Origin of the sequence: Streptomyces sp. NPDC102259 (assembly GCF_044766465.1) — a bacterium.
GTDB lineage: Bacteria > Actinomycetota > Actinomycetes > Streptomycetales > Streptomycetaceae > Streptomyces.
Genome location: NZ_JBIWMA010000049.1, coordinates 1 through 22,310, shown reverse-complemented (window position 1 = coordinate 22,310; position 22,310 = coordinate 1). Strand labels below are relative to the sequence as shown.

Sequence of the window (22,310 nt, the reverse complement as noted above, 5' to 3'; positions counted from 1 at the left end):
CCCTCAACGCGTTCCAGATCGCCTTCGAGGGACGCCTGACCCCGAGCAACAACTGACCATCAACAACCAGGATCAGCCGTTAAATTGACACACCCGGTGCCGCAGGACGTCCGGATCGTCGAGGCGTATCTGCTGGCGGAACTCAGGAAGTGGGCCGTATCGGCCCGCCTCCGTACCCGTCCCGTCTGTTCGACCCTGTCGGGGGCTGCCTGGCTGGCACAGCGTGTGGTTGCCGCTACGCGCTCGCCTGCTTGCTGCTGGTCGGGCGGGCAGCGGGGCTGTGGGTGAGGATGCTGCGGAGTTCGGCGGTCTGCTTGTCGATGGCCTGGGGGCCGTTGCCGGTGAGCAGCCGCACGGACGGCTCGTAGGCCGTTTGCGGGGCGGACATGTTGAGGGAGGACGCGACGGTGAAGCCGGCTTCCTTGATGGCCACGTCGACGAAGTAGGGGAGCCGGGTCTTGCTGCCGGGGACGTGCGGGTAGAGAAAACTCAGCGCGAACAGCTCGCCCATCTTGGGGACGGTCGCGATGGCGGCGGCGAGGAACGGGTTGTCCTTCACGGAGTAGGCGGCGCCCTGCGCGTCGATGCGCTGGCGGGTGGAGGTCACCGCGATGGGCGCGTGGCAGATCAACGAGATGGTGACGCCGTTCTCCCGGGCCGTGTGGAGGGTTTCGCCGAGCCACGGGTTGTCGCGGAAGTCGACCATGGGAGCGTGACCGCCGGGGGTGTGGATGAAGTCGAAGTCGGCGAAGGTGAACGCATCGGCCGCATCGCGGTGGCGCTGGACGAGTTCCTGCAGTGAGTGGAAGGTGGCCTCGGGCAGCTTGTCGAGGCGGCGGATCAGTTCGGGGCGGTACTCGGCGAGCTCCGGTTCGCTGTTGGGCAGTAGCTCGGAGACGGGGATCCGGCCGATGTGCCGCTCCAGCAAGCGGACTTCCTGTTCGCGGCGGGCGACCAGCTCGGGGTAGCGCTGCCGGAAGCCGTTGACGTCGAACGAGCGGCGGCGCTGCTGCCTGCGCAGGGGGATGGTCTTGGCGCCGATCTTCTCGATGTAGTGCATGGACAGGGCCATGCCGTTGATGTCGAGTTGCGGGGCGTTGCCGTCGGGGGTGGCGAAGGTGAACTCGTAGTCGTTCTCGAACTCCATGAGCATCTGAGCCATCTCGACCAGGAAGAACCCGGTCGAGATCGACTTGACCTCGACCGGCTTGGCCAGCGGCAGCTGGCGGCCGGACGAGATGATGATCAGTGCGCGACGCTTGGTTTTGGGCACGATGGCTCCTTCAGCGGGCCTCGGTGGTGTGGGACGGGTGGGCCCGTCCGGCCCACTCCTGATTGCATTGCTGCTGGTTGTGCGGGGACGAATTGCCCGGGCCGCCGGCCGAGAGGCGTCCGAAGGCGCTTCGCTGGAGAAGGACCTGCCGCCTTCCGGTGGGGGCCTGGGCGGGTGGGCCGCCCAGGCTCTCTCAGGCTCCGGCGGTACGGGTGCACGCCGTGGAGCGGGCGTGTCACGGCCCGAGGGCCGGAAGTTCTTAACTGCCGTCCGCGGCCTTGGACACGTGCGCCCACTCGGCCCAGCTCTCCAGGCGCTGCTGGTACACCGCGGGTACCCACTGGGTGGGCTGCTCACCGAAGAGCACGCGCAGCGGCGGCTCCTCGGCGTCGACAAGCTGGAGGATCGCACCGCCGACACCCTCGGGGCCGGGCATCTGGGCGGCGGCGCTCATCTCGGTCAGCGACGCGTGCAGGGGGTCGTAGATGTCCTGGCGGTGCGCGGTGAAGATCGACGAGTCCTTGAAGTCGGTGGCGAAGCCGCCGGGCTCGATCACCGTGACCTTGATCCCGAAGGGCGCGACTTCCTGGGAGAGTGCCTCGCTCAAGCCTTCCAGCGCCCACTTGGAGGCGCTGTAGCCGCCCGCGCCGCCCATGGTGGTCAGCCCCATGACCGAGGAGATCTGGACGATGTGGCCGCTGCCCTGCGCACGCAGGACGGGCAGCACCGCCTGGGTGACGCGGAAGACACCGAAGACATTGGTCTCCAGCTCGTCACGCAGTTCCTGCTCGCCGAGTTCCTCCACGGCGCCGACCAGGGCGTAACCGGCGTTGTTGACCACCACGTCCAGCCGACCGAACCGCTCCTTGGCCGCCGCGACCGCCTCGAACACCTGCGTACGGTCGGTGACGTCCAGAGGCAGCGGCAGCACCGCGTCACCGAACCGCTCGACCAGGTCGGTCAGCGTTTCGGTGTTGCGGGCGGTGGCCGCGACCTGGTCGCCGCGCTCCAGGGCGGCGAGGGCGAACTCGCGGCCGAAACCGCGCGACGAACCGGTGATGAACCAGACCTTGCTCATGACGTAGACCTCCTGTGGGGATGGATGGCCAACCTAAAGCGGGATGACTATCCCGATTAACTATACGGGATGAACGTCCCGCTTTCGAGCTGGCTGTGGAGGCGGGCGGCAGTGATCCACAGCCCCAACGCTCAGCGGCCTTGCACTGCTGTCACCTGGAAACGGAGTCTCGACTCAGGGCCTGGACCTCCTGCGGGAAGCTCGCCCCGGTGGGCTCCTCCGACGCCGTCCACAGGCGGCGGGCGGCCACCGGGTCGCCGGCCGCGGCCGTGCGGCCCACGAGGGTCGGGGCGCCTTCTCCCGGGCCTCCAGCAGACCGAGCACCGACGGCACCAGCCGCCTCCACAAGCGAGACGAACAGACGAACCACGCCCATCTCTCCCGCCGCCAGACGGAGTTCATGCCCACCCAGCCCGAACCAAACGATCACGTTCGGAAAGGAGGATGTGCAGTTTCAGAGGGACCGGTTCGGGTGCGGTTGGGTCGGCAGCACTCGAACAGGGGATGTGGGCTGTGACAGCGCACGGCGCAGTTGTCGGTTCTCCACGGTCAGCTGGTTAACAGCGCGCACCAGGTGAGCGACGTCGGTCCGCAGCTGGGACAGCTCCTCTGCGTCCTTGGCTCGGAGCTCCTTGAGTTTGACGATCTGTTGGCGCAGACGGATTTCGGAGTCCGGCATCTGTCCGCGTGCCCTGACCTGCGCGTAGAAGGCGTTCTTGAGGTCTGGGTGACGCTGGGTGAGCGCGTTGCGCGGTACGCCGGCTTCCTGGGCCAGGGCGACGATCGTCAGCGCGCCGTTGGAGTGCTGCATGGTTCCCTGCAGGATGCGGTGCATGGCCGCGCGGATACGGTCGCGTTCGTCGGGTGCGGGGCTCATGCGGTGCCGTCCTGGAGGCTGGTGCGGGTGCGGTGGTGGGCGTCGGCGAGGTCGCGCAGCCGGGTGGCGTTGTCGCGCAGGCGCTCGCCCAGCGGGCCGGGCACGTGGCCTGCCTGCTCTTCAAGCGAGGTGGCGCGGAGGCGGAGGCCGGTGGCGTGCTGGTCGGTGCGGGCGATGTTCCCGCAGGCGGGGACGCACTGGTCGAGGCTGGGGGTGTCTTTGAGGCCGCGGTGGCACAGGGCTTTGTCGCGTTTGTAGACGCACATCAGCAGCGTGTGGGGATTGTCGTAGACGGCCAGGTGGGGATTGGCGAGGATCTGTCGGGCCTGCCGTGCTGTGATGACGGTGCCGGTGTACTGGGGCGCGGTGGCGGGGGCCTTGATGGCGCGGCGGGCGGCGGGCCCGGAGATGCCGAGGCCGTCCTCGAGAGCGGCGTTGAGGTCGGCGACGGTGTCGATGGTGGCACGGGCCGTCTCGACGTCGAGGAGGTCGTGGATGCCGTCTCGGCTGCGTGCGGCATATCCGGCCGCTACGGAAGTCCGCAGATGGCCGTACTGAATCGCGAGTGCGACCAGGCCCCCGGGGCGGCGGGCGATGTGCCAGGCCAGGCTCCTGCGGAACCGTTCGGTTCCGATCCTGCCGTGCGGATCCGGCGGGATGGCCTCGTGGGCCAGCCCGCGGGTGGCTGCCTCGTGGTTGGCCCAGGTGATGAAGTCCTCGACCCGGGTGCCCAGGGTGTGCACGGTGAGGGAGCCGGTGCCGGCCCGGGTGCCGCGCAGGTCGTGGGTGTGGTGGTCGAACAGCAGCTGCCCTGGGGGAACCATGCGTTCCAGGACACGGATGGCGTTCACGACGGGGGCGATGGCCACCCAGGGGGCATCGCGGATTTCGCCCTCGGAGCGGTGGTTGCCGTCTTCGTCTCGGGCGGTCTTGTACACGGTGCTGGTGATCAGGTGCCGCCCCGTGCGCCCCGCCCTGTCCGGCTGTGGGTCGGGGCAGCATCCGCTGCGCAGTCCGGCCGCCTCGCCGGGACGCATCCCGGTCAGGTAGGCGATGACGATGAAGCAGGCCGTGTCCAACTGGCGCATCAGGAAGCCTGCTTCGGTGTAGTCGAGGGCCTCTTTCCAGGGGGTGCCGCCGAGTGTGCCGGTGACCGGGACACGGAGTGGGCAGGGGCCGGGCCGGTCCAGGGCGGCCTGCCGCCAGCCGTGATCGCGGGTGGTGCTGTAGACCTGGCTCAGGGAGGCGCCGGTGAGCGCAGAGATATAGGCGCCGGCGATTGTGGTTCTGCCCAGCCACTGTGTGGTCGGAATCGGTAGTTGGCCGGCGTCGATGCGGTCCATGAAGGCCCGAAGCGCGGCTCGTGAGGCGTGCGTGGCGGTGTTGCTGGCAGCCGCGGCATGCAGCCGGTTGCGTTCAGCCCAGGCCGCCAGGATGTCATCGCTGAACTCGTCGACCGTGCGGATCGCCCATACGAGCAGGGGGCCCATGGTCTGCTCGGCGATCGCCTCGGCGGCGTTCTCGCCGCCTGGCGTCGCCGGCGGCAGGTAGTCGTCCACCCCCTCGGTCTCCCACGGTGGGCAGCCGATTCCGCTGGTACGGGCACTGAGCTGGTCGAAGACCCACAGCCGGGTCAGCGACGACAGCACGCTGTGCACCGTGATGCGGGCCGCGCCGCTGTCGCGCAGGTGACGGCCGTACTCACTCAGTACCTGGGTCGTGCAGTCGCTCAGCGTGGTGATGCCCCGGTCGGTGAGCCACACGGCGAGTCGGCACCAGGTCCCGATCGTCTGGCAGAGCGCCTTGGGTGCCTGGCGTGAGCGCCAGGTGGGATGGCGCTCACGCAGGAACACGGCGGGCAGTTCACCGTTGATCAAGGCCCAGGCGGCCAGCCGCATCTCCTCCCGGAACGGGTCGGGGAACGTTGGCCAGTGGATGGTGCTGTGTGTGACGCCCGGGTTGGCGTTGATAGGGATCAGCGGCCAGGCCGGCGCCGCGTAGCTCGCGATGGGGCCGTTGTAGCCGCCGACGATCCGGTGGGCGGGGATAACGGGGGTGTTGGGTCCGGGAAGGATACTGACGGGGGCCGGGGTGGCCGTCACGGGTCGAGGTCTCCGTTGAGCAGCAGGGCGATGAGTTCGCGGTCGGTGTCGGTCACGTCGGCCAGGGCGCGGGTCCACACTGCGGTGCCGAGCTGGCCCTTGAGGTGTTCCAGTCGGGTGTGTCCGTCCTCCCACTGGCGGTGCCACTGGCCTGGGTCCAGGGCGGTGCGCAGGTTGTCGAGTGCGTGGTCCAGGTGGGCCAGGCGGCTGTGGTGTGCGGGGTGGATCCGGGCGTTGGGGCAGGCCAGGCACATCAGGAACGAGGCCCCGCAGCCGCCGCCGTGTCCGGGGTAGGGGCTGTTGTCGTAGTCATGGCAGTCGGCGGTGGCGGTCGGCTGGTCGGCAGGATCGGCTTTCTCGCGCAGTTCGGCGGCGAGCACGGTAGCGTGGGCTTGGGTCACGACGGCTTCGGCTGCCTCGGCGATGATCGGGATTGCTCTCTGGCGGACCTGGGGGTCGGTCAGGGTGTAGATGCGGTCGTGGGTGGCCTGGCTGTTCTGTCCGGGTGCGCGCCGGTGCAGGGTGTTCACCGTCCGTCGCCCCCTGCGGAACGGTGAGGAGGAGAAGCCCTGCTGCGTCGCCCACTGCTTGGCTGTACGGCCGGAGATGCCGAACCCGAACACCCCGATGCCCGACTTCTTGCTGGTCTCGTCGTGCGGGTGCTCCAGTGGGGCCTTGGCGGAGCGCCAGATCAAGAAGCGGTCCGTGCCGGGGCTCAGCGTGTGCACGGCCGCGCGGGCGAATACCGTGACCTCTAGTGCCTGCGTGATGAGCCGCCCGGGGGAGGTGGCTCCGTTGTCGGTGAGGTTGCGGGTCTCGAAGTACCGTCCGGTGCCCCGTTTGTGCTTCTCCAGCTCGACCCGGTAGATCCGTGGGCCGTCGCTGCCGGCGTCCGGGGCCGCTTGCGGCACCTTCAACCGGTTGATCACCGACAGGTTCCAGCCGTGCTCGGCCATCAGCAGCACCCCCAGCGCGACCGTCTCCATCCGGGTCAAGAACAGCCGCTGCCACGTGTGTTCGGGCCGCTCCCCGCCCAGCACCCGCGCATAGCGGGCGAGCACCCGGCCACGCTGGCGACGCACTCTGGTGTCGTGGGGTGCCTCACCAGTCCGGGCCAGACAGTCCAGCGCCTCACCCAGCAGCCATGCCTCGCTGCCGCGAGGGAACGTTCCTGACCGCCATTGGGCGAGGTGGCGGGCGTTGTCCGTGATCCGCAGATGTGCGGCACGGAACATTCTCCGCGCCGTGGTGACGATCGCGTCGAACTCGGCTTCCTGGAAGGACACTTCCTTTGCCGTGGGCTGCAGGACGCGGCGGGCGAGCGCTTCGCGTGCCGCAGCGGACAGCCGCGGGTCGTCCAGCAGCAGCCCTCGCACGGTGGTGATCTGGCGGTAGCCGAACCGGGTGCTCTGTCGGCTGAGCCTCCACTGCTGCCACACCCCCGCGGTCAGCTGGTCGAGGTCGGCAACCGGTGCGTCCAGCGAGGCCAGGTACGCGGTAAACGCCTGCAAGGGCAGCCAGAAATACCTGCTGCTGTGGTGCGAGGTCCACCGGCTCGGCACGCACCGCGCGGCGAACAAGCGGGCCAGCGACCGGCGCAAAGCATCCTCGACCGGCAGAGTACGGAAGTCGTAGACCGCGACGGCTCCCGATCGGTCGCGGTGCTCGACTACGAGGCCATCGTCCATCAAAACCGGCGGTCTGCGCACCGGCGCTGTCGGCAAGGGCGCCGCACGCCCGCGCCGGTTCACCCTGCCGTCCGCGGGGTGACCTGCAGCTTGGCGTCGATGTCCTGGATGCCCTCGGCCTCCCGAGCCAGACGCGCGAACACCTCATCCATCTCACGCGCCGGCCGTTCCCCTTGGCGCAACGGGGGCGCAGTGGCCAGCAGCGACCGCAGCTGAAGGTCGGCGACGGGGGACAGATACCGCTCGCGGGTCGTCTCAAGGGAGGCATGACCCAACAGGTCCTGCACCATCCGCCACGGATCTCCATACAGCATCCGGTAGTCCCGCCGCTCCTCTGGGCTCAGACCGAACCTCTGGTCCATCAAGTGGTGCAGGATCACCAGCATGTAGAGGGCGAAGCTGTGCCGGCAGGAATGCGGCGTCGCATACGGAGTCCACTTGCGATGCGGGTCCAGCCGACGCCCCGGCTCCGGATCCAACACCGCCCGGCACCGCCGGTTCGCCGCCGTGAAGACGTTGTTCCACGAATGCGGCTGGAACGGCAGACCCATCTCGTTCAGCCACAGCCACAACGGCTCCGGTCCCTCCGGGCCTTCGGTGTACCACGTCATCCGTTCGTCCGCGGTCGCCTCCGTCAGCGCGACGCGGCCCGTCACGCCCTGACGGTCGCACCAGTACACCGTCGGCTTCGGTCCCCGGCTCACCCGGGTGACCAGCCGCATCCCCGCCACGCCGTCGTACCGGCCCCGGGCCTGGGCCTTGCGGATGGCCTCGGCGCGCGAGGAGTCGATGTAGTTCTCGATATCGCCCACCACATGAGCCTCGACGTAGTAGGTACGGGCCTTCTTGGAACGCGTGACCGCCGCCGCGAGGCGCCCCGTGTAGTAACGGCCGCCCTCCAGACGCAGTGACGGCACCTCGAACGTCAGCAGTGAGGCGCCCTCCAGCCGCCGTACCCCCGACGAGGTCAGCAAGCGCACGAAGGCGACGTTGCGGTCCTCCAGGCGGCCCACCCAGCCCGGCGAGGGAAGACCGTCAGTGCCGTAACCGCGCAGCCCGATGTCCACCCAAAGCCGGAACGTCCGGGGTGTCAGCCAGTGGACATTGCTGCCCCGGGCGTCCTTCGCCTTCCCGTCCGGCACCTCGACGATCTGCCCATGCCAGCCGACCACGCGATGCATCGGCACCGGGTTGCGCGGCAGGAACTCGTTCCCCGGCTTCGTCGCCCACGTGTACAGGTTCATCAGCGCGGCCAGTTCACGATTCCATTTGTTCCCGCCCACCCGCACCGGGTTCTCGGGCGACGTCTGGCGCCAGAACTGGAAGTCGTCGACATCCGACTCGACCGCCTGCGTCCAGACCTTTCCGTGCTGCCACAGAAAGTTGAGGAACAGGCAGAGGTCCGTGATGTAGTTCCGCTTCGTCTCTTTTGTGTATCCCCGGAACGGGCTACTGCGCGTGTACAGGCTGAGGAGTTCGTCGATGCGGTAGTCCGGCGCCAGCAGAATCGGGTCACCGGGCCGGATGCCGGTTGACGCCTCGCGCTCCGCCAGATCAGTCCACCCCGCCAGAACAGGTGCCCGCGGGGCGGCGAACGGCGCTGGCTTGGGAACCCAGAAGACACGCCACTTGCTCATCGCGCCACCCTGTCAGATCGGCTTCAACACGCCGATTCAATAGGGATGGCCTGCCACTTCGCCCACCACCCCGGTCCCGACGGAGACACCCATCTGTGCGGCTGGCGTTCCCGTGGCATGAACAGTGCCGACCACCTGTACGTCAAGTCCGCGGCCGACGCGTGGCTCCGCGGCCGCGGTAAGCGGGCGGCCTTCGCGTTCACACAGCCGGACGGGGTGCCGATCGGATCGGTGGTAGACATCCAGCTCGAGCACAGAGGGCTCCGCGTGCACTTGGACCAGGCCGTGGCGCCGGACTGGGACGGCGAGTGTGAGCCGGTGCTGGGCGTGTCCGTGCCGGTGGACCGGGACACCCTGATCCGGCGTTGGTACGTGCACCGCATCCGGTTGGACAGTGACGGTGCTGCCCGGCGGGTCCAGATCGGCACCGAGGCCTTCGCCCGCCCCACCGAATGGTTCGGCTTTGACGACTGCGAGATGACGGAGCGAGGTCTGTCGACGCCGGCGGTCGAGCGCATCGTCAAAACCCGCAGTACGCCACCTCCTACCCGGTGGTCACCCGGTAAGGCCAAGCAGCTGCCCGAACCGGATGCGCTGGCCCAAGGACTGCTTCGCCGGCTGCTGTACGCACGCCGGGTCGACTCGATGGCCATCGCGAAGCAGGTCCAACAGGAGGCCGCCGGCCTGAACGGGGTGAGCCCGGAGGTCCGGAACCAGCTGGAGACCGCAGCGATCCGTCGATCAGGACGACGCTGCCACCCGCCCGGGCGATTTTCGCCAGCACCCGCTCCAGCCTGGGGGCACGCGCGGCCAGCAGGTCGATCATCTCCTTCAGCCACCGGTCCACGGTGGTGCGCGAGAGGCCGTTGCCGCCGGCGAGGTCGGCAAGCCGCTGGTCATGCCGCAGCGCGGCCAGCACGATCACCGCGATTCGCCCGGCCTGACGCTTGCGCCATCGCGAGCGGATCTTCTTCAGCTGGGCGGACAGCAGCCCGGTCAGGAAGGTGAGGGTCTGCGTGGACAGCTCCAGCCGACACTGGTAGACGAGCTCGCCGTGGTCCCCGGCCGGGGTGATTTTGTAGGCATACTTCATCAACCAGAGCCGGGGGCCGCTCAGTTACGGGGCCGTGGCGGGAGATTTACGCCCGGATGGTGAAGGTGCCGTTCGGCAGCTTGTGCAGCCAGCCCCGGACCGCCAGCTTCGACAGCTTGCCGCGCAGCGGCTCCAGTCGGCCCGGCACCACCGCGTCGATGCCCAGCTCGGCGCCGACATCCGGGCCGCCCGTGGCCTGCACAATCTGAAGCATCCGCCGGTAGTCGCCCGGCAGTGCGGACGCATCCACCACCTCCCGGCGGTGCGGCACCTTCAGAATTGACCGGCCCGCGACCTGCACCTGCTGCGGCAAACCGGCGTCCTGTCCGGCGGCCTCGGCCTCCTGTTCGTACAGTCGGCGCAGTACCCGCTCCGCGACCGCGAGTTCCTCACGCTCGGCGTCCACCTCGGCCAACTGCTTGGCCAGCGACTCGGCAAGCTCGTCCAGCTCAGCCCGACGTCCTGCGATCTTCTCCAGCGACGACACGCTTTCCCCTCCCCAACGGCCAGACACCCTCAGGGAACCGTAGAAGCCCCGCCGAACGCCTCGCGGCCGAAGCCAAGAACCCCCCATCCGGGACGTGCCAGACGATCTACACTCCGGCCTCCCGCCCTCGACCAGCACAAGTACGCCACCGACCACCCACGCCAGCACCGCTGACCAGGACGAATTCAGGCTGTACAGGACTCAACGACGCATACCGGACGTGGTTTGGTGGCCTATTGCCAAGCCGCACCACGGTCAGCGTCACCGACCTGGTCCTGGACGCAGCAGTGGAAATCGACGTGATCGCCGCGATCCCCAAGAGCACCAGCATGGCTGGAACTCCCCAAATCGCTACCCTGACTTTCGCTCTGCCCTCGGCCTTTCGTGTTTCGGTCGTCAGCTTCGGTTGCCGCCCCATTCGTCGTCGCGGTGCGTGTACGGGCACGTAGGCGGCCCGCTCGTCACATCGGGTGGGCGCCCGTTGCCACGGTCCGGTCGGTGGACCTGCTCCTCATCGGCGTTCGAGGAGATCGACATCGCAGACATCCCGGATCCTCCCCGGGCTGTTGTCGGTCAGCCTGGTCCGGGAAAGCGCCGAGCCGACTGATCGTGTCGGTGATCTCTTCCGTCCATGGCCAGTGGCGGGCGAATCGCAGGCGCCGCCCGCGTGCGGTCGCGATGAGTTGGGAAGCGGCGGAGAACAGCCGCCGCCTCCCACGGCAGCAGCGACCGGCAAGTCAAGGGCCATGGCTTCCGGGTCGAGACAGCGTGACGGCGGTGGTGCCGGCCGGGCCGGCACCAGTCGCGGTCACCTCATCACCCCACCCCTCGCTCCCAGGCTGTTGGATCGAGGACCGTCCTTCGCAGACGGGTCGTGGTCCCGGACATAGACGGTGACTCGCGCCCCGTTGACATGGGTTGTTCCGTACTCGCGGAAGTGGCGCCGCAGGGTGCTTGTTTTCGCTTCCTCCTGCGGGTCGGTCGGCGAGTGCACACCCACCGCGCGGACCGCGACGATTCGGTCGAAGTCCAGCATGCGTGCCGCTATGTCCTGGGCGGGAAGCTCGATACCGGCGAGTGTGTTCGACGAAACGGGATCCTGTGCCAGGGCGAGATCTGTCAGAAAACGGGTGTCCCCGGGGTTGGCCGCGGTCAGGATCCGCTGCTGGCCGGAGAGATAGAGCAGCCCGTCGCCGGGACGGCCTTCCTTTCGCACGGCGGCGCCGATGGCGGTGGCGTCATTGCTCCGGCTCTGGGGCGTCCTCAGCGCCAGGCTCGGCGGGACGAGCGCGGCCAGCACGGCAACCGCCGCGGTCCACGCAATCCACGCGTTGCGGGAAGACTGCTGCCGCCGGTGGAAGTAGTCCATCCAGGCGCCCAGCAGCAAGGCGATTCCGATATTGCTGTAGAGCACATACCGGTCGACGAAGAGCGGCTTGACGAGGGAGGCGGTCAGCAGGAGAAGGCCCGGAAGCACAAGGATCGGCACAGCCAGCGCGGAAAGCCGCACGGGCCCCCTCGCCCCCAGGGGTGTTCGGGCACACGCCACGCCGACGACCGCCACCACCAGGAAGTAACGAAGCCGAACCGGTCCGCCGATCCAGGACACCTGCTCCGACTGCCCCGCACTGCAGATCGCCAGCGGCAACAGTCCGGCCACAACGCCCGCGGCAGCCACACTCCACGCCTTCAACACCGGTCGTGGAACACGGGAGACGATCAGTGTGACGCCGTGTGCGACCAGGGCGAGGACAGCGAACTCATGGAACAGACAGGCCAGCAGCATGGTGGAGCCGTAGACCGCCCACCGCCACCGGGCGCGATGCGGGACGCCGGCCACGAGCGCACAGGTGGCCCAGGTGACCAGGGCACAGACCATGGCATACGAGCGGCCTTCCTGCGCGTACTTCTGTACCTGGGGAAGGAGCGGAAACACCAGCCCGGCCAGCAACCCGGCACGGGGTCCCGCCAGGCGTAGTGCCAGCAGCCCGACTCCGCTCGCCGCCACGGACATTGCCAGCACAGAGGGCAGCCGCAACGTCAGCAGCCCTCCGCCGAAGAGGGCGAAGATCTCATGCATCACGGCGTAGTAGAGGGCATGGACCAGATCAATATGCTGGGCCGTGAGCCATATCTGCGAAAGATCGCGGTGCGCGAGCTGATAGGTGACGGACTCGTCCCCCCACATGGTGTTCTGTCTGCGGATGCCCCAGAGCCCCAGAGCGATGGTCAGCGACAAGGGCGCGATGACGACAACGGCTTTGGCCGGGCGCGGTGTTGGCCCACGGGCGGGTACGGGAGGGGAGACCGTCCTGGCCACGGTGGGGGCACGTTCATCAAGGGACATCGGCGACAGGGCCTTTCAGCAGTGGCGAAAACTCCGCCAGCGTGCCGGGACCTCGTTGACCGGATGCTGATCCAACCTGACCGGCCGATCAGGAAGGCGGGCCGGCGCTGTGCGAGGCTGCGCGACATGCGCATCCTTGTGGTCGAAGACGAGGTGGACCTTGCCCGCACCCTGCACACCGGTCTGACCGCCGAGGGCTACAGCGTCGACCTCGCCCATGACGGCCGACAGGGACTGTGGATGGCCCGGACCGGCGAATACGCCCTGGTCGTACTGGACTTGATGCTGCCCGGACTCAACGGCTACAAGATTTGCGCCCAGCTGCGCCGGGAGGGCAACGCGACCCCCATCCTGGTACTCACCGCCAAGGACGGGGACTGGGATCAGGCGGAGGCCCTGGACACGGGGGCCGATGACTACCTGGCCAAACCCTTCTCCTACACGGTGCTCGTCGCACGGCTGCGGGCCCTGGTCAGACGAGCCGCCGCGGTCGCCCCGCCCGTCCTCGCCGTGGGCGACCTCTCGTTGGACGTCGCCGGCCGGGTCTGCCGCCGGGCCGGGACCCGGGTGGAACTCACCCCCCGGGAGTTCGCCGTGCTGGAGCTGCTGGCCCGCCGGGCGGGCCAGGCGGTCTCCAAAGCGGACCTGCTGTATCACGCGTGGCCAGACGAAGCATGGGATCCCAACCTGGTGGAGGCGCGTGTCAGCGCGCTGCGCAAGAAGGTGGACGCCGCGTTCGACCGACAGTCCCTGCAGACCATTCGGGGTACCGGCTACCGACTGGTGGACGACCGTGAACGCGACTGAGCCGCGACGCCGCTGTTGGCCGCGTTCGGTACGAGCCCGTACGGCCCTGGCCGCCGCCTCGACCGCCGCCGTCATCCTGCTCGGCATCGGCTGGTGGGTACACCACGAGGTCTACCGCCAGAGCACGCAGATCGCCGAAGACCAAGCCAAGGAACAGCTCTGGTCTCTCTGCGACCAGTTGCGCCAGGGTGTCATTCCCGACTCCACAAACACCGTGCCGTACGAGGTCGTCGCGACCGGCCGACGCGGCGCTGTCGCCTATGGCGGAGGCATGGACGACTTCGATCCCGGCACCCACCACGTGCTGCCCGCCCCGCCGAAAGCCCTGCAGGTCGAGCGCATCACCACCGTCCGCCTGCCTGCGAACCCCCACTACGACCCCAGTGACAAATTCTCCGTAGCTGGCGGGACCCATCAGGTCGTAACAGCCGACATCTGGGCCGATGAACTGAGCGGCGCCAAAGCCGCCGCTCTGGGCGTCGCCGCCGAGGAGAACCTGCGGGTCTATGTGGTGGTGCTCCCGAACACCGCCCAGGCAATCGCCAAGACCACCGACCTGTTGCTCCTGCGGGCCGGGCTCGTCGGCCTCGTACTGATCGCCGCCGTCACCTACTTCGCCGTCCGTATCGCGCTGCGGCCGGTCGAAGCCATCCGTGTCCTCACCGCCTCGGTCACCGCGAGCGACCCCCGCGAACGCGTCACCGTCCCCGCCACGGGACACGAGATCACCGCCCTGGCCACCACCATCAACTCCACCCTCCAACGCCTCGACGACGCCGCCGCCCAGCAACGCCGCTTCGTCGCGGACGCCGCGCACGAACTGCGCAGCCCCCTCACCACACTGCTGGCCAGCCTGGAAGTCGCACTCGCCTACCCGGAACGCACCGACTGGCCCGCCGCGGCCACCACCGCCGCACGACAGACCCGCCGCCTCCAGGCCCTCGCCGAAGACCTGCTGCTCCTCGCGCGCCTCGACACCCGCACCCCCACAGCCGGCCCCGAGACCGTCGACCTGACAGCCCTCGCCTCCCGGCTGACCGAGCAATACCCCATCACTGAACGGCCGTTGACCCTCACCTGCGACAGCACCGCCCCCGCACACGTACACGGAAACCCCGGCGAATACGAGCGGCTGCTACGCAACCTCGTCGACAACGCCGCCCGCCATGCCGCACACCGCATCCAGATCACCGTCCGGAACGAGGACGACTGGGTCGTCCTGACGGTGCACGACGACGGACCGGGTGTGCCAGCCGAGGACGCCGAGCGCATCTTCGAACGCTTCGTCCGGCTCGATGACGCCCGCTCCCGCGACCACGGCGGCACCGGCCTGGGCCTCGCCATCGCCCGCGACCTGGCCCACCGCCACCGAGGCACCCTCACCCTCACCTCCCGGACCCTCGGAGCATGCTTCCAGCTACGCCTTCCCCGAGCCCCCACCCGAGCCGAAGAATGACGCGCTTCACCGCGGCAACCCTTCGGAACCGGAAGACCACCAGATGACCACGCCCACCGCCACTGCCGCAGAAGCGATCATCCACTTCACCCGCTACCTGGCTGAGCCCGGCTGCTGTGGACCTCCATAGCCCGAGCCGCGCGCGGCTCGGAGATCACCGCCTGCCGCCACGACGACTTGGTCGGCCGACTCCGTGCGGCCGGCCTCGCCGCGATCGCCGACCTCGGCTTCGTCGGCCTCGACGGTGGTGACGACAGCAGCGACCCGGCGGTCATCACCGGCTACAAGAAGCCCAAGGAGCTCCCGCCCGCGAAGAAGCAGGTCAGCCAGCTGATCGCCGCAGAACGAGCCGTCTGCGAACACGCCTTCGCACACCTGAAGAACTGGCGCGTACTGACCCGGCTCCGCCTCGACGTGAAGTGGGCCACCCGGCTCGTCCGCGCGCTGATGGTCCTCAACTGGCACGAGATCGCCCGCTGACCGACGATCTTCACCGCAGACAGCCGCCGCCGACCAGCACGAGCATGACCTCACCCACCCACACCACCCCCATGGCCTGCACGTTCAAGATGAACACAACTCATTACGCAGGAAGTTGACGTCCTGACCGACAAGCTCACCGTGAGCGTCCTGGGCACCGGCATCGTGGGCGTCGCGATGGCACGAAACCTCGCCCGCTCCGGACACACCCGTCCGCGCCTGGAACCGCAGCAGCGCGAAGGCCGAACCGCGACGGCGTCGCGATCGCCGACACTCCTGCCGAGGCGGTCGAGGGCGCCGACCTGGTCCTCACCATGGTGTACGACGGCCCCGCCGCCCTGGACGTCATGCGGCAGGCCGCGTCCGCCCTGCGTCCGGGCACCGTGTGGGTGCAGCCGTCCAGCGCCGGGGTCGAGGCGATCGGCAGCCTGGCCGGCTTCGCCGGGGAGCACGGACTGGTCTTCTTCGGCCCCGGTGCTGGGCACCCGTCAGCCCGCCGAGGCCGGACAGCTGCTCGTCCTCGCGGCCGGTCCGAGCGAGCACCGCGAGGCCGTGACGCCGGTCCTCGACGCCGTCGGCGCCCGCACCGTGTGGACCGGCGAGGACGCGGCCGAGGGCAGCGCCCCCGGCTCAAGCTGGTCGCCAACAGCTGGGTCCTCGCCACCACCGCCGCGGCCGGCGAGGTCCTGGCCCTGGCGGCAGGCACTCGGCGTCGACCCGCAGAGCTTCTTCGACCTCATCGCCGACGGTCCGCTCGACATGGGCTACCTGCGCGCCAAGGCCGGGCTCGTCCTGGACGACAGGCTCACGCCGGCCCAGTTCGCCGTGTCGACCGCCGTCAAGGACGCCCGACTGATCGTCCAGGCGGGAGAGCGGAACGGCGTCCGCCTCGACGTGGCCGCCGCGAGCGGAGAACGCCTGGAACGCGCCGCCGCCCAGGGCCGCGGCGACGAGGACATGGCCGCCGCCTACTTCGCGAGCTTCGACGAGAAGCCGTCCGCCTGACCAGCCCGCCCAAGCACCGAGGAGTCCTGATGTCCAAGCCGCCGCTGCGGCCGGAGGCGGCAGAGCTGCTGCGTCGCCCCAACCCCTGCGTCATGGCGACCCTGCGCTCGGACGGCGCGCCCGTGTCCACCCCCACCTGGTACGTCTGGGAGGATGGTCGGGCCCTGATCTCCCTGGACGAGGGCCGGATCCGCCTCAAACACCTGGGTCGCGACCCGCGCATCACCCTCACCGTCCTCGACGGGGACGACTGGTACACGCACATCACCCTGATCGGCCGGGTCGTCGAGATGTACGACGACGAGGGCCTCGCCGACGCCGACCGTATCGCCACGCACTACACCGGCAAGCCCTACCCGGACCGCGTCCGTGCCCGGGTCAGCGCCTGGATCGAGATCGAGCGCTGGCACGGCTGGGGCGCCCACCGCGACAGCGATCAGGCATTCACGTGACCACGGTCCCCACCCGCGGCGCGACCATGCGTGCTCTCGTCCTCGACCGGCCCGGCGGCCCCGACAACCTTGCGTTTCACCGACGTTCCCGTGCCCGAGCCGGGCCCTGGACAGGTGCGGGTGCGGGTGGAGGCATGCGGTCTGAACCCGGTCGACTACCAGGTTTGCGGCGGGAGGCCACCCCGACTGGACCTGGCCGCATGTCCTCGGCCTCGACTGCAGGAGCTGGCAGGGCGTCACGTACGGGGGAAGTACCGGGAACGGTGGCGCGAGTACGTCACTGACCTCCACGTCGAGTTCCGGGCGGAGTCGGCGTAGCGCCGCGTTGCTCGGATCAGCGAAGCCCCATCGAGCTTCGTGGCCGAGCTCGCCCCGGCAATCCTTCGCCCATTGAAGCCTGCTCGCCGGAATTGCGGATCCTCTGGCGGCGGGATGGCAGCGGACCTGACGCACTATCGGGCTTCGGGCGTATCGCCGGGCTGCGGAACGCCGCATGCAACGGCGCCAGGCAATGCGTATGCCGTGGTCCGACGGATGCCCTCCCGGCGCGTCCGACGCGGAACACCAGGGCACACTTCCCGCCCCAGCGGGCTTGGTGAGGCCATCAGGCCCCTGGCAGCCCGGTCGCGGCGAGAACGGCTCCGACTTCTGGCGAAGCGAGCTTGAACGGCGTGGTGCCGAGCCCGACGACAAGGGGCTCGGCACCACGGATCGCATGACTGCTCGCAGGGCTATTTCTTGTAGCCCGACACCTTTGCGATCCACTTGATGAACTCGCCCGGGTCGGTGTTCGCGCCGTGGCCTTCGTCCCAGTACATCAGGGAGTTGACGTCGTCGCCCAGGTTGTCGGCGCTCGCGGCGAGGTTGCCGACGATGCTGAGCGAGGTGTCGCTGTCCTTGGTGCCGACGCGGATCCACCAGTGCTTGGAGCGACCCGGGTTCCGGTGCCCGAGGTGGTACATCGGGTTCATCAGGTCGAGCTTCTCGGGGATGTCGCCGGCGAGGCGGGCGCTGCTGCTGCCCTCGTGACGCAGGCGGTAGAGGGTGAAGTGCCGGTACTGGGTGGTTCCCGTGCCGAACTCGTTGTTGATGTCCCCGCTCATCGGGTCGGTCGAGTCCGCCGCGGGGAACTCGAGCATGTCGAATGCCGGCGGCCCAGGTGAAGGCCGCCCGGTCGTGCTTCCAGGTGATGAAGGCGTTCTCGGCCAGGTACGCGGACCGGTCGGAGTCCGACAGACTCTTGAGGTAGGTGGTGGCCGCCGGCTGGAGGTAGGTCTCCAGCAGGTAGTCGTCGTAGTTGCGGGCCGTCAGGTTGCCGAAGCCGCCCAGCCCCTTCAGCTTGAGGGACGCCTGGTACGCGACGAACCCGGAGGCCAGCTCCTTGGAGTCGGTCTGGTCGACCGGCTCGCCGGTGCTCAGCTTGTTGCCGCCCCCAGTTCCACTCGTACGCCATGTCGGCGTGTTCGAGGTCGGAGATGGGGCACCAGGCGCCGGTCGCGAAGATCGCGTCGGACGCGTCGGCGGCGCCCAGCTCCTTGAGGTACGTGTTGTACAGCTTGCTGTCACCCGAAGCGCCCAGCAGAGCGGACACGGCACCGCCGGCGCTGCTTCCCGTGGAGACGATCCGGTCGGTGTCGCCGGGGATGCGTCCCTTGTTGAAGCGGACGTAGCGCACGGCTGCCTTCAGGTCCACGATGACGGCGGGTGCGGTGCCGTAGTAGGTGCCGTTGGAGTCCTTGAGGGTCCGGCCCCGGGCGCCCGGTTCCACGACGACGTAACCAGCCGCCAGGCCCAGCTTCCCGAGGTTGACCGTCTCGCCGGCGCCGTTCACCTGCCCGCCGCTGCCCGACTCCACGCCGCCCGACCCGGTGTCGCCGGACGCCGAGGGGCTCGGCGAGACGCTGGGGGACGTACCGCCCATCCCCGCAGGCGGGTTGTAGGGGGCACCGCCCACCCCGGTCGCCGTCGTGATGGACGACGGCATGTAACCGCCTACGGAGTTGGCGAAGAGAATAGGGGCGTCGGTCGTGTCCACGGCCTTGCCGTCGATCTTGACGGGGACGCTGACGTTCAGGCTCTGGTACTCCTCGTCCATTCATGGCGTATGGATAGCTTCGACGTGCCCCTGTACGGTTGCCCGCCTACCAGTCGCGGGCGGCGCGCTGGAGGGCGTCGCGCACCCGGACCACGTCGGGATTTGTCTCGGCACCAGGCCGCTGCACCAGGAACAGGGTGTTCAGCGGCGGTTCCTCCGACTCGTGCAGGAGGGCGAGACGGCCGGAGTCGAGGTATTCCTGGCACAGCGAGCGGGGCAGCACGCTCACGCCGGCACCGGCGTTGACCGCGGACAGGACCGCGTACAGATTGGGGACGGTGACCGCGGCCCGGCCGGTGAGCTGCTTGCCGAAGACGGCCCGCCAGTAACGCCGCACGATGGGCAGGTCCTCGGCGTAGGTGACCAGCGGGACCTCGCGCAGGGAGGCGCACAGATCGTCGGCCTGCGGGTGCGCGGCGATGCGCTCGGCCCACGTGGGTGAGGCGACCAGCAGGTACTCCTCGTCGGCGAGCGGCACCGACTCCAGGGCGCGGCCACGGGGGCGCCGGGTGGCGATGACCAGGTCGTGGCGGCCCGCCCGCATCTCTTCCAAGAGCGGTTCGGGCAGCCCTTGGGCGACGCGCAACTGGACGCCGGCGGCGGCGAGCGGCGCCAGGGCGGGCAGGACGCGCACGCACAGCAGTTCCGACGGGCCGGCGAGGTGTACGGGAGTCGCGGGCCCGGCCAGGGGGCCGCCGCCCTCGAGGGCGGCAAGCGCGTCGAGCGGGCCCGCGGTCTGGGCGGCGAGTTCGTGGGCGAGGGGAGTGGGTTCCACACCGCGCGGCAGCCGGGTGAACAACTCGCGGCCGGTCTGCTGCTCCAGGGTGCGGATCTGCGCGGTCACCGTGGGCTGGGACAGCCCGAGCACGGGCGCGGCTGCGGTGAAGGTGCCGGCGCGGTAGACGGCCAGGAAGGTCCGCAGCAGGTTGAGGTCGGCATGCGCCGGAAGGCGCCTGCCGACGCCGGCCACGGTCTCGGCGATGTCGGGCGTCCGGTTCTCCATGTCAGCCATCATATCGATCGTTCACATCGGAGTTTCGATAGCTGACATCGGGACTTCTATCGATAGTCCGATGGAGTGCGGGCCTGACGTCATGCCGTGTCGCCGAGTGTGAAGTCTCGGGACATGTTTGACGGTTCGTCATCAGCCTTCTGGCTGTCCTCGCGTTTGGATACGACTCGCTTGGACGCACTCGGACTCACGACGACGATCCCGTCCACGATCTCGATGCCAGCGAACTGTTCCTCGGACCAGGACTCGTACTCCTCCGCCACCGCGCGAAGGAACGGGCCCAGGCGCGGGCGACCGCCTCGAAGTGAGAGCCGAGGATCTTCGAGCGGTGCGTGGGTCGGGAGGACTGCCACACCTGTTCTGAGCGGCGCGTTCCACCAGGTCCGCCATGAGCAGCGTGATCAGCTGGTCGAGTCGCCAGGAAAGGGTGGCGCAATAATGTGCACAAAAGAGCTAGCTATATTGTCAACAATTTTGTAGCGTGCCCCATACCTCGAGCCCGACGCGCCGGCCCAATGCGGCTATGACAAAGGAGTCTCCCATGCGGCGGTTTCCTGCATCCCTCAGAAGCGTTGCCCTGGCACGCCCCGCACGTGCCCGCTCAGGCCGCGCCCTCGCGCGCAAGCAGCTGCTGAGCGGCATGGCCATCGCGGGCTCCCTCGCACTGGCGGTCTCCGCGGCACCCACTGTGGCGGTCGCGGCCCCCGCCGCCCGCACCACCGACGCCGAGGACGCGGCGCTGGCCTTCGACCCGGCCGACTACACGACGATCACGGTCACCGTCGACGGCGAGCCGATGAACGTGCGCTGGTACAAGGAGATCTGCTACGTCGCGAACCCCGTCGCCGCGGCCGCGCAGCAGCCCGGCCTCGGCGGCGGCGCCACCACGATCTCCAACACCGCGTGCGGCTACCAGAGCATGAACGTGTTCGTGCCTGAGAGTGCCTTCGACAACCAGCGGGCGCCCCTCTACTTCGCGGTCAACAACGGTGGTTGGTTCGCCAGTTACGTCAAGTCGAGCGTGACCAGCGGCGCCTCCTACGACAGTTCGACCAGCAATGTGGGTGCGGCCCTGAAGGCCGGCTACGTCTTCGCGGACATCGCCAACCGCAGCCGCGGCCTGGTCGGTGCCGACGGCTCGTCCCCCGGCAAGGCCCCGTCCGCCGTCGTCGACGCCAAGGCCGCGGTCCGCTACCTCCGCCTCAACGACCGTGTGATGCCCGGCAGCGCCGAGCGGATCGTCGTCAACGGCACCAGCGGTGGCGGCGCGCTCTCCTCGATCCTCGGCGCCTCCGGCAACAGCTCCGCGTACAACCGCTACCTCGCGCAGATCGGCGCCGCGGGCATCGACTCCACGGGCCGCAGCACCCTGGGTGACGACGTCTTCGCTATCAACGCGTACTGCCCGATCACCGACCTCGGCAACGCGGACGTCGCCTACGAGTGGCTCTACAACATCCTCGGCACCCGCGACGAGACCGGCTCGAACGCCTCGGCCGACGCCGCCGCCGAGATCGCGGCCAAGTTCCCGGCGTACGAGAAGAGCCTCGGGCTGCGTAACCCCGACGGCACCAGGCTCACCGCCGCGACCATGCTGAAGACCATCAAGCAGGAGGTCATCCGCTCCGCCGAGACCTACATGAAGACGGGCTCCGCCAACACCGTTCCGGCGCTCGGCGAGAACTTCGTCGTCACGTCCGGCCCCATGGGTGCCGGCGGCACGACGACGACGGCCTCGTATGTCAACGACTGGATCGACGTCGACAACGACACCGACAAGGTGATCTCGCTCGACACGGACAGGTACCTCGACTTCGTCGCCACCCAGGCCAAGCTCAAGACGACGCCCGCCTTCGACGCCGTGGGCGTTTTCGGGAACACCACCAGCGGAACCGAGACCAACCTTTTCGGCCCGTTCACCCAGAAGTACATGAACTACACCGAGTACAGCTGGGACCACAACGACGTGGCCGGCGACGGCAGCGGTCTCGACGACACCGGCCTCACCTGGGACGAGTACATCAAGAAGTCGAGTACGACCGTCGACGACCAGCTCCACCTGATCAACCCGATGGACTTCGTCGGCACGAAGGCCGACACCGCGCCGAACTGGTACGTGCGCAACGGCACCCGTGACAGGGACACCTCGTTCATCGTCTCGATCAACCTCGACCGGGCGCTCGCGGCGGACGAGGACGTCAAGAATGTCGACTACCAGATGGCCTGGAACCAGCCGCACTCCGGCAATTACGACGTGCCCGAGGCCATGGCCTGGATCGCGAAGGTCGTCGCCAAGGCCGGCGACCCGCTGGCCACCGGCCACCGGGGCTAGAGATCGTCTTCAAAGGTCAGATCCAGAGCAGGATTGAGGCGATGGTGACGGCGGCGTGGTAGGACTCGCGTGTCTTGTCGTAGCGAGTG

General features: G+C 68.8%; 15 protein-coding genes and 2 pseudogenes. 6 read left to right on the top strand and 11 right to left on the bottom strand.

Translation table 11 applies throughout. From position 1 onward, the window contains the following. Positions 1 to 235: 235 nt before the first annotated feature. The 9 genes from ACIRPU_RS43580 to ACIRPU_RS43540 all read right to left on the bottom strand — a co-directional run bounded on the left by ACIRPU_RS43580 (position 236) and on the right by ACIRPU_RS43540 (position 12,582). Positions 236 to 1,273, bottom strand: coding sequence for a hypothetical protein (locus tag ACIRPU_RS43580; protein ID WP_403878565.1), 1,038 nt, complete (start codon positions 1,271 to 1,273; stop codon positions 236 to 238). 259 nt (positions 1,274 to 1,532) lie between these two features. After that, positions 1,533 to 2,351: an SDR family NAD(P)-dependent oxidoreductase gene (locus ACIRPU_RS43575; RefSeq protein WP_403878562.1), complete on the bottom strand. Its 819-nt coding sequence runs from the start codon at positions 2,349 to 2,351 to the stop codon at positions 1,533 to 1,535. Positions 2,352 to 2,805: 454 nt separating this feature from the next. Next, the gene (locus ACIRPU_RS43570) at positions 2,806 to 3,228 is read right to left on the bottom strand and encodes a hypothetical protein (protein WP_403878559.1); all 423 of its coding nucleotides are present in this window, start codon (positions 3,226 to 3,228) and stop codon (positions 2,806 to 2,808) included. After that, positions 3,225 to 5,330, bottom strand: a complete 2,106-nt coding sequence (locus ACIRPU_RS43565) for an integrase (RefSeq protein ID WP_403878556.1) — start codon at positions 5,328 to 5,330, stop codon at positions 3,225 to 3,227. The genes ACIRPU_RS43570 and ACIRPU_RS43565 overlap by 4 nt, the downstream gene beginning before the upstream one ends. Continuing rightward, the gene (locus ACIRPU_RS43560; RefSeq protein ID WP_403878553.1) at positions 5,327 to 7,018 is read right to left on the bottom strand and encodes a hypothetical protein; all 1,692 of its coding nucleotides are present in this window, start codon (positions 7,016 to 7,018) and stop codon (positions 5,327 to 5,329) included. Before ACIRPU_RS43560 ends, ACIRPU_RS43565 begins: the two co-directional genes overlap by 4 nt. Positions 7,019 to 7,077: 59 nt before the next feature. Then, on the bottom strand, positions 7,078 to 8,655 hold the full coding sequence (locus ACIRPU_RS43555) for a site-specific integrase (protein WP_403878550.1): 1,578 nt from the start codon (positions 8,653 to 8,655) through the stop codon (positions 7,078 to 7,080). Positions 8,656 to 9,199: 544 nt separating this feature from the next. Beyond that, a complete protein-coding gene (locus ACIRPU_RS43550; protein ID WP_403878547.1) occupies positions 9,200 to 9,748 on the bottom strand; it encodes a hypothetical protein in 549 nt (182 codons plus the stop codon). A 46-nt stretch (positions 9,749 to 9,794) separates the two neighbouring features. Continuing rightward, positions 9,795 to 10,235 (bottom strand): hypothetical protein, encoded by a 441-nt coding sequence (locus ACIRPU_RS43545; protein ID WP_403878544.1) that lies wholly within the window; start codon positions 10,233 to 10,235, stop codon positions 9,795 to 9,797. Between the two features lie 808 nt (positions 10,236 to 11,043). Beyond that, entirely contained in the window at positions 11,044 to 12,582 is a 1,539-nt protein-coding gene (locus ACIRPU_RS43540) for a hypothetical protein (RefSeq protein WP_403878541.1), read from the bottom strand. Between the two features lie 126 nt (positions 12,583 to 12,708). Between ACIRPU_RS43540 and ACIRPU_RS43535 the strand changes: the two genes are divergently transcribed. From ACIRPU_RS43535 to ACIRPU_RS43515, 5 genes and pseudogenes are all read left to right on the top strand, one after another. Next, positions 12,709 to 13,389: a response regulator transcription factor gene (locus ACIRPU_RS43535; RefSeq protein ID WP_403878538.1), complete on the top strand. Its 681-nt coding sequence runs from the start codon at positions 12,709 to 12,711 to the stop codon at positions 13,387 to 13,389. Continuing rightward, a complete protein-coding gene (locus ACIRPU_RS43530; RefSeq protein WP_403878535.1) occupies positions 13,376 to 14,845 on the top strand; it encodes a sensor histidine kinase in 1,470 nt (489 codons plus the stop codon). The genes ACIRPU_RS43535 and ACIRPU_RS43530 overlap by 14 nt, the downstream gene beginning before the upstream one ends. A 111-nt stretch (positions 14,846 to 14,956) precedes the next feature. After that, positions 14,957 to 15,325 carry a transposase family protein gene (locus tag ACIRPU_RS43525; protein ID WP_403878568.1) on the top strand — a complete coding sequence of 123 codons (369 nt, stop codon included), beginning with the start codon at positions 14,957 to 14,959 and terminating at the stop codon, positions 15,323 to 15,325. A 123-nt stretch (positions 15,326 to 15,448) separates the two neighbouring features. After that, a pseudogene (locus ACIRPU_RS43520) lies at positions 15,449 to 16,330 on the top strand (NAD(P)-dependent oxidoreductase). A gap of 29 nt (positions 16,331 to 16,359) precedes the next feature. Further along, positions 16,360 to 16,782 carry a PPOX class F420-dependent oxidoreductase gene (locus tag ACIRPU_RS43515; protein WP_403878532.1) on the top strand — a complete coding sequence of 141 codons (423 nt, stop codon included), beginning with the start codon at positions 16,360 to 16,362 and terminating at the stop codon, positions 16,780 to 16,782. Positions 16,783 to 17,513: 731 nt separating this feature from the next. On the opposite strand, the pseudogene ACIRPU_RS43510 reads toward ACIRPU_RS43515, so the two are convergent. Next, positions 17,514 to 18,877 (bottom strand): annotated as a pseudogene (locus ACIRPU_RS43510) (subtype B tannase); the annotation flags it as partial. A 46-nt stretch (positions 18,878 to 18,923) separates the two neighbouring features. After that, on the bottom strand, positions 18,924 to 19,880 hold the full coding sequence (locus ACIRPU_RS43505; RefSeq protein WP_403878529.1) for a LysR family transcriptional regulator: 957 nt from the start codon (positions 19,878 to 19,880) through the stop codon (positions 18,924 to 18,926). A 550-nt stretch (positions 19,881 to 20,430) separates the two neighbouring features. On the opposite strand from ACIRPU_RS43505, the gene ACIRPU_RS43500 reads away from it, so the two are divergent. Then, entirely contained in the window at positions 20,431 to 22,221 is a 1,791-nt protein-coding gene (locus ACIRPU_RS43500) for a subtype B tannase (protein ID WP_403878526.1), read from the top strand. Positions 22,222 to 22,310 lie beyond the last annotated feature (89 nt).

Bases quoted from the DNA above. Each gene is read 5' to 3' on its own strand.
- ACIRPU_RS43540 (WP_403878541.1), bottom strand. From the start codon at position 12,582: ATGTCCCTTGATGAACGTGCCCCCACCGTGGCCAGGACGGTCTCCCCT.
- ACIRPU_RS43575 (WP_403878562.1), bottom strand. From the start codon at position 2,351: ATGAGCAAGGTCTGGTTCATCACCGGTTCGTCGCGCGGTTTCGGCCGC.
- ACIRPU_RS43535 (WP_403878538.1), top strand. From the start codon at position 12,709: ATGCGCATCCTTGTGGTCGAAGACGAGGTGGACCTTGCCCGCACCCTG.
- ACIRPU_RS43515 (WP_403878532.1), top strand. From the start codon at position 16,360: ATGTCCAAGCCGCCGCTGCGGCCGGAGGCGGCAGAGCTGCTGCGTCGC.
- ACIRPU_RS43505 (WP_403878529.1), bottom strand. From the start codon at position 19,880: ATGGAGAACCGGACGCCCGACATCGCCGAGACCGTGGCCGGCGTCGGC.
- ACIRPU_RS43550 (WP_403878547.1), bottom strand. From the start codon at position 9,748: ATGAAGTATGCCTACAAAATCACCCCGGCCGGGGACCACGGCGAGCTC.
- ACIRPU_RS43560 (WP_403878553.1), bottom strand. From the start codon at position 7,018: ATGGACGATGGCCTCGTAGTCGAGCACCGCGACCGATCGGGAGCCGTC.
- ACIRPU_RS43570 (WP_403878559.1), bottom strand. From the start codon at position 3,228: ATGAGCCCCGCACCCGACGAACGCGACCGTATCCGCGCGGCCATGCAC.
- ACIRPU_RS43555 (WP_403878550.1), bottom strand. From the start codon at position 8,655: ATGAGCAAGTGGCGTGTCTTCTGGGTTCCCAAGCCAGCGCCGTTCGCC.
- ACIRPU_RS43500 (WP_403878526.1), top strand. From the start codon at position 20,431: ATGCGGCGGTTTCCTGCATCCCTCAGAAGCGTTGCCCTGGCACGCCCC.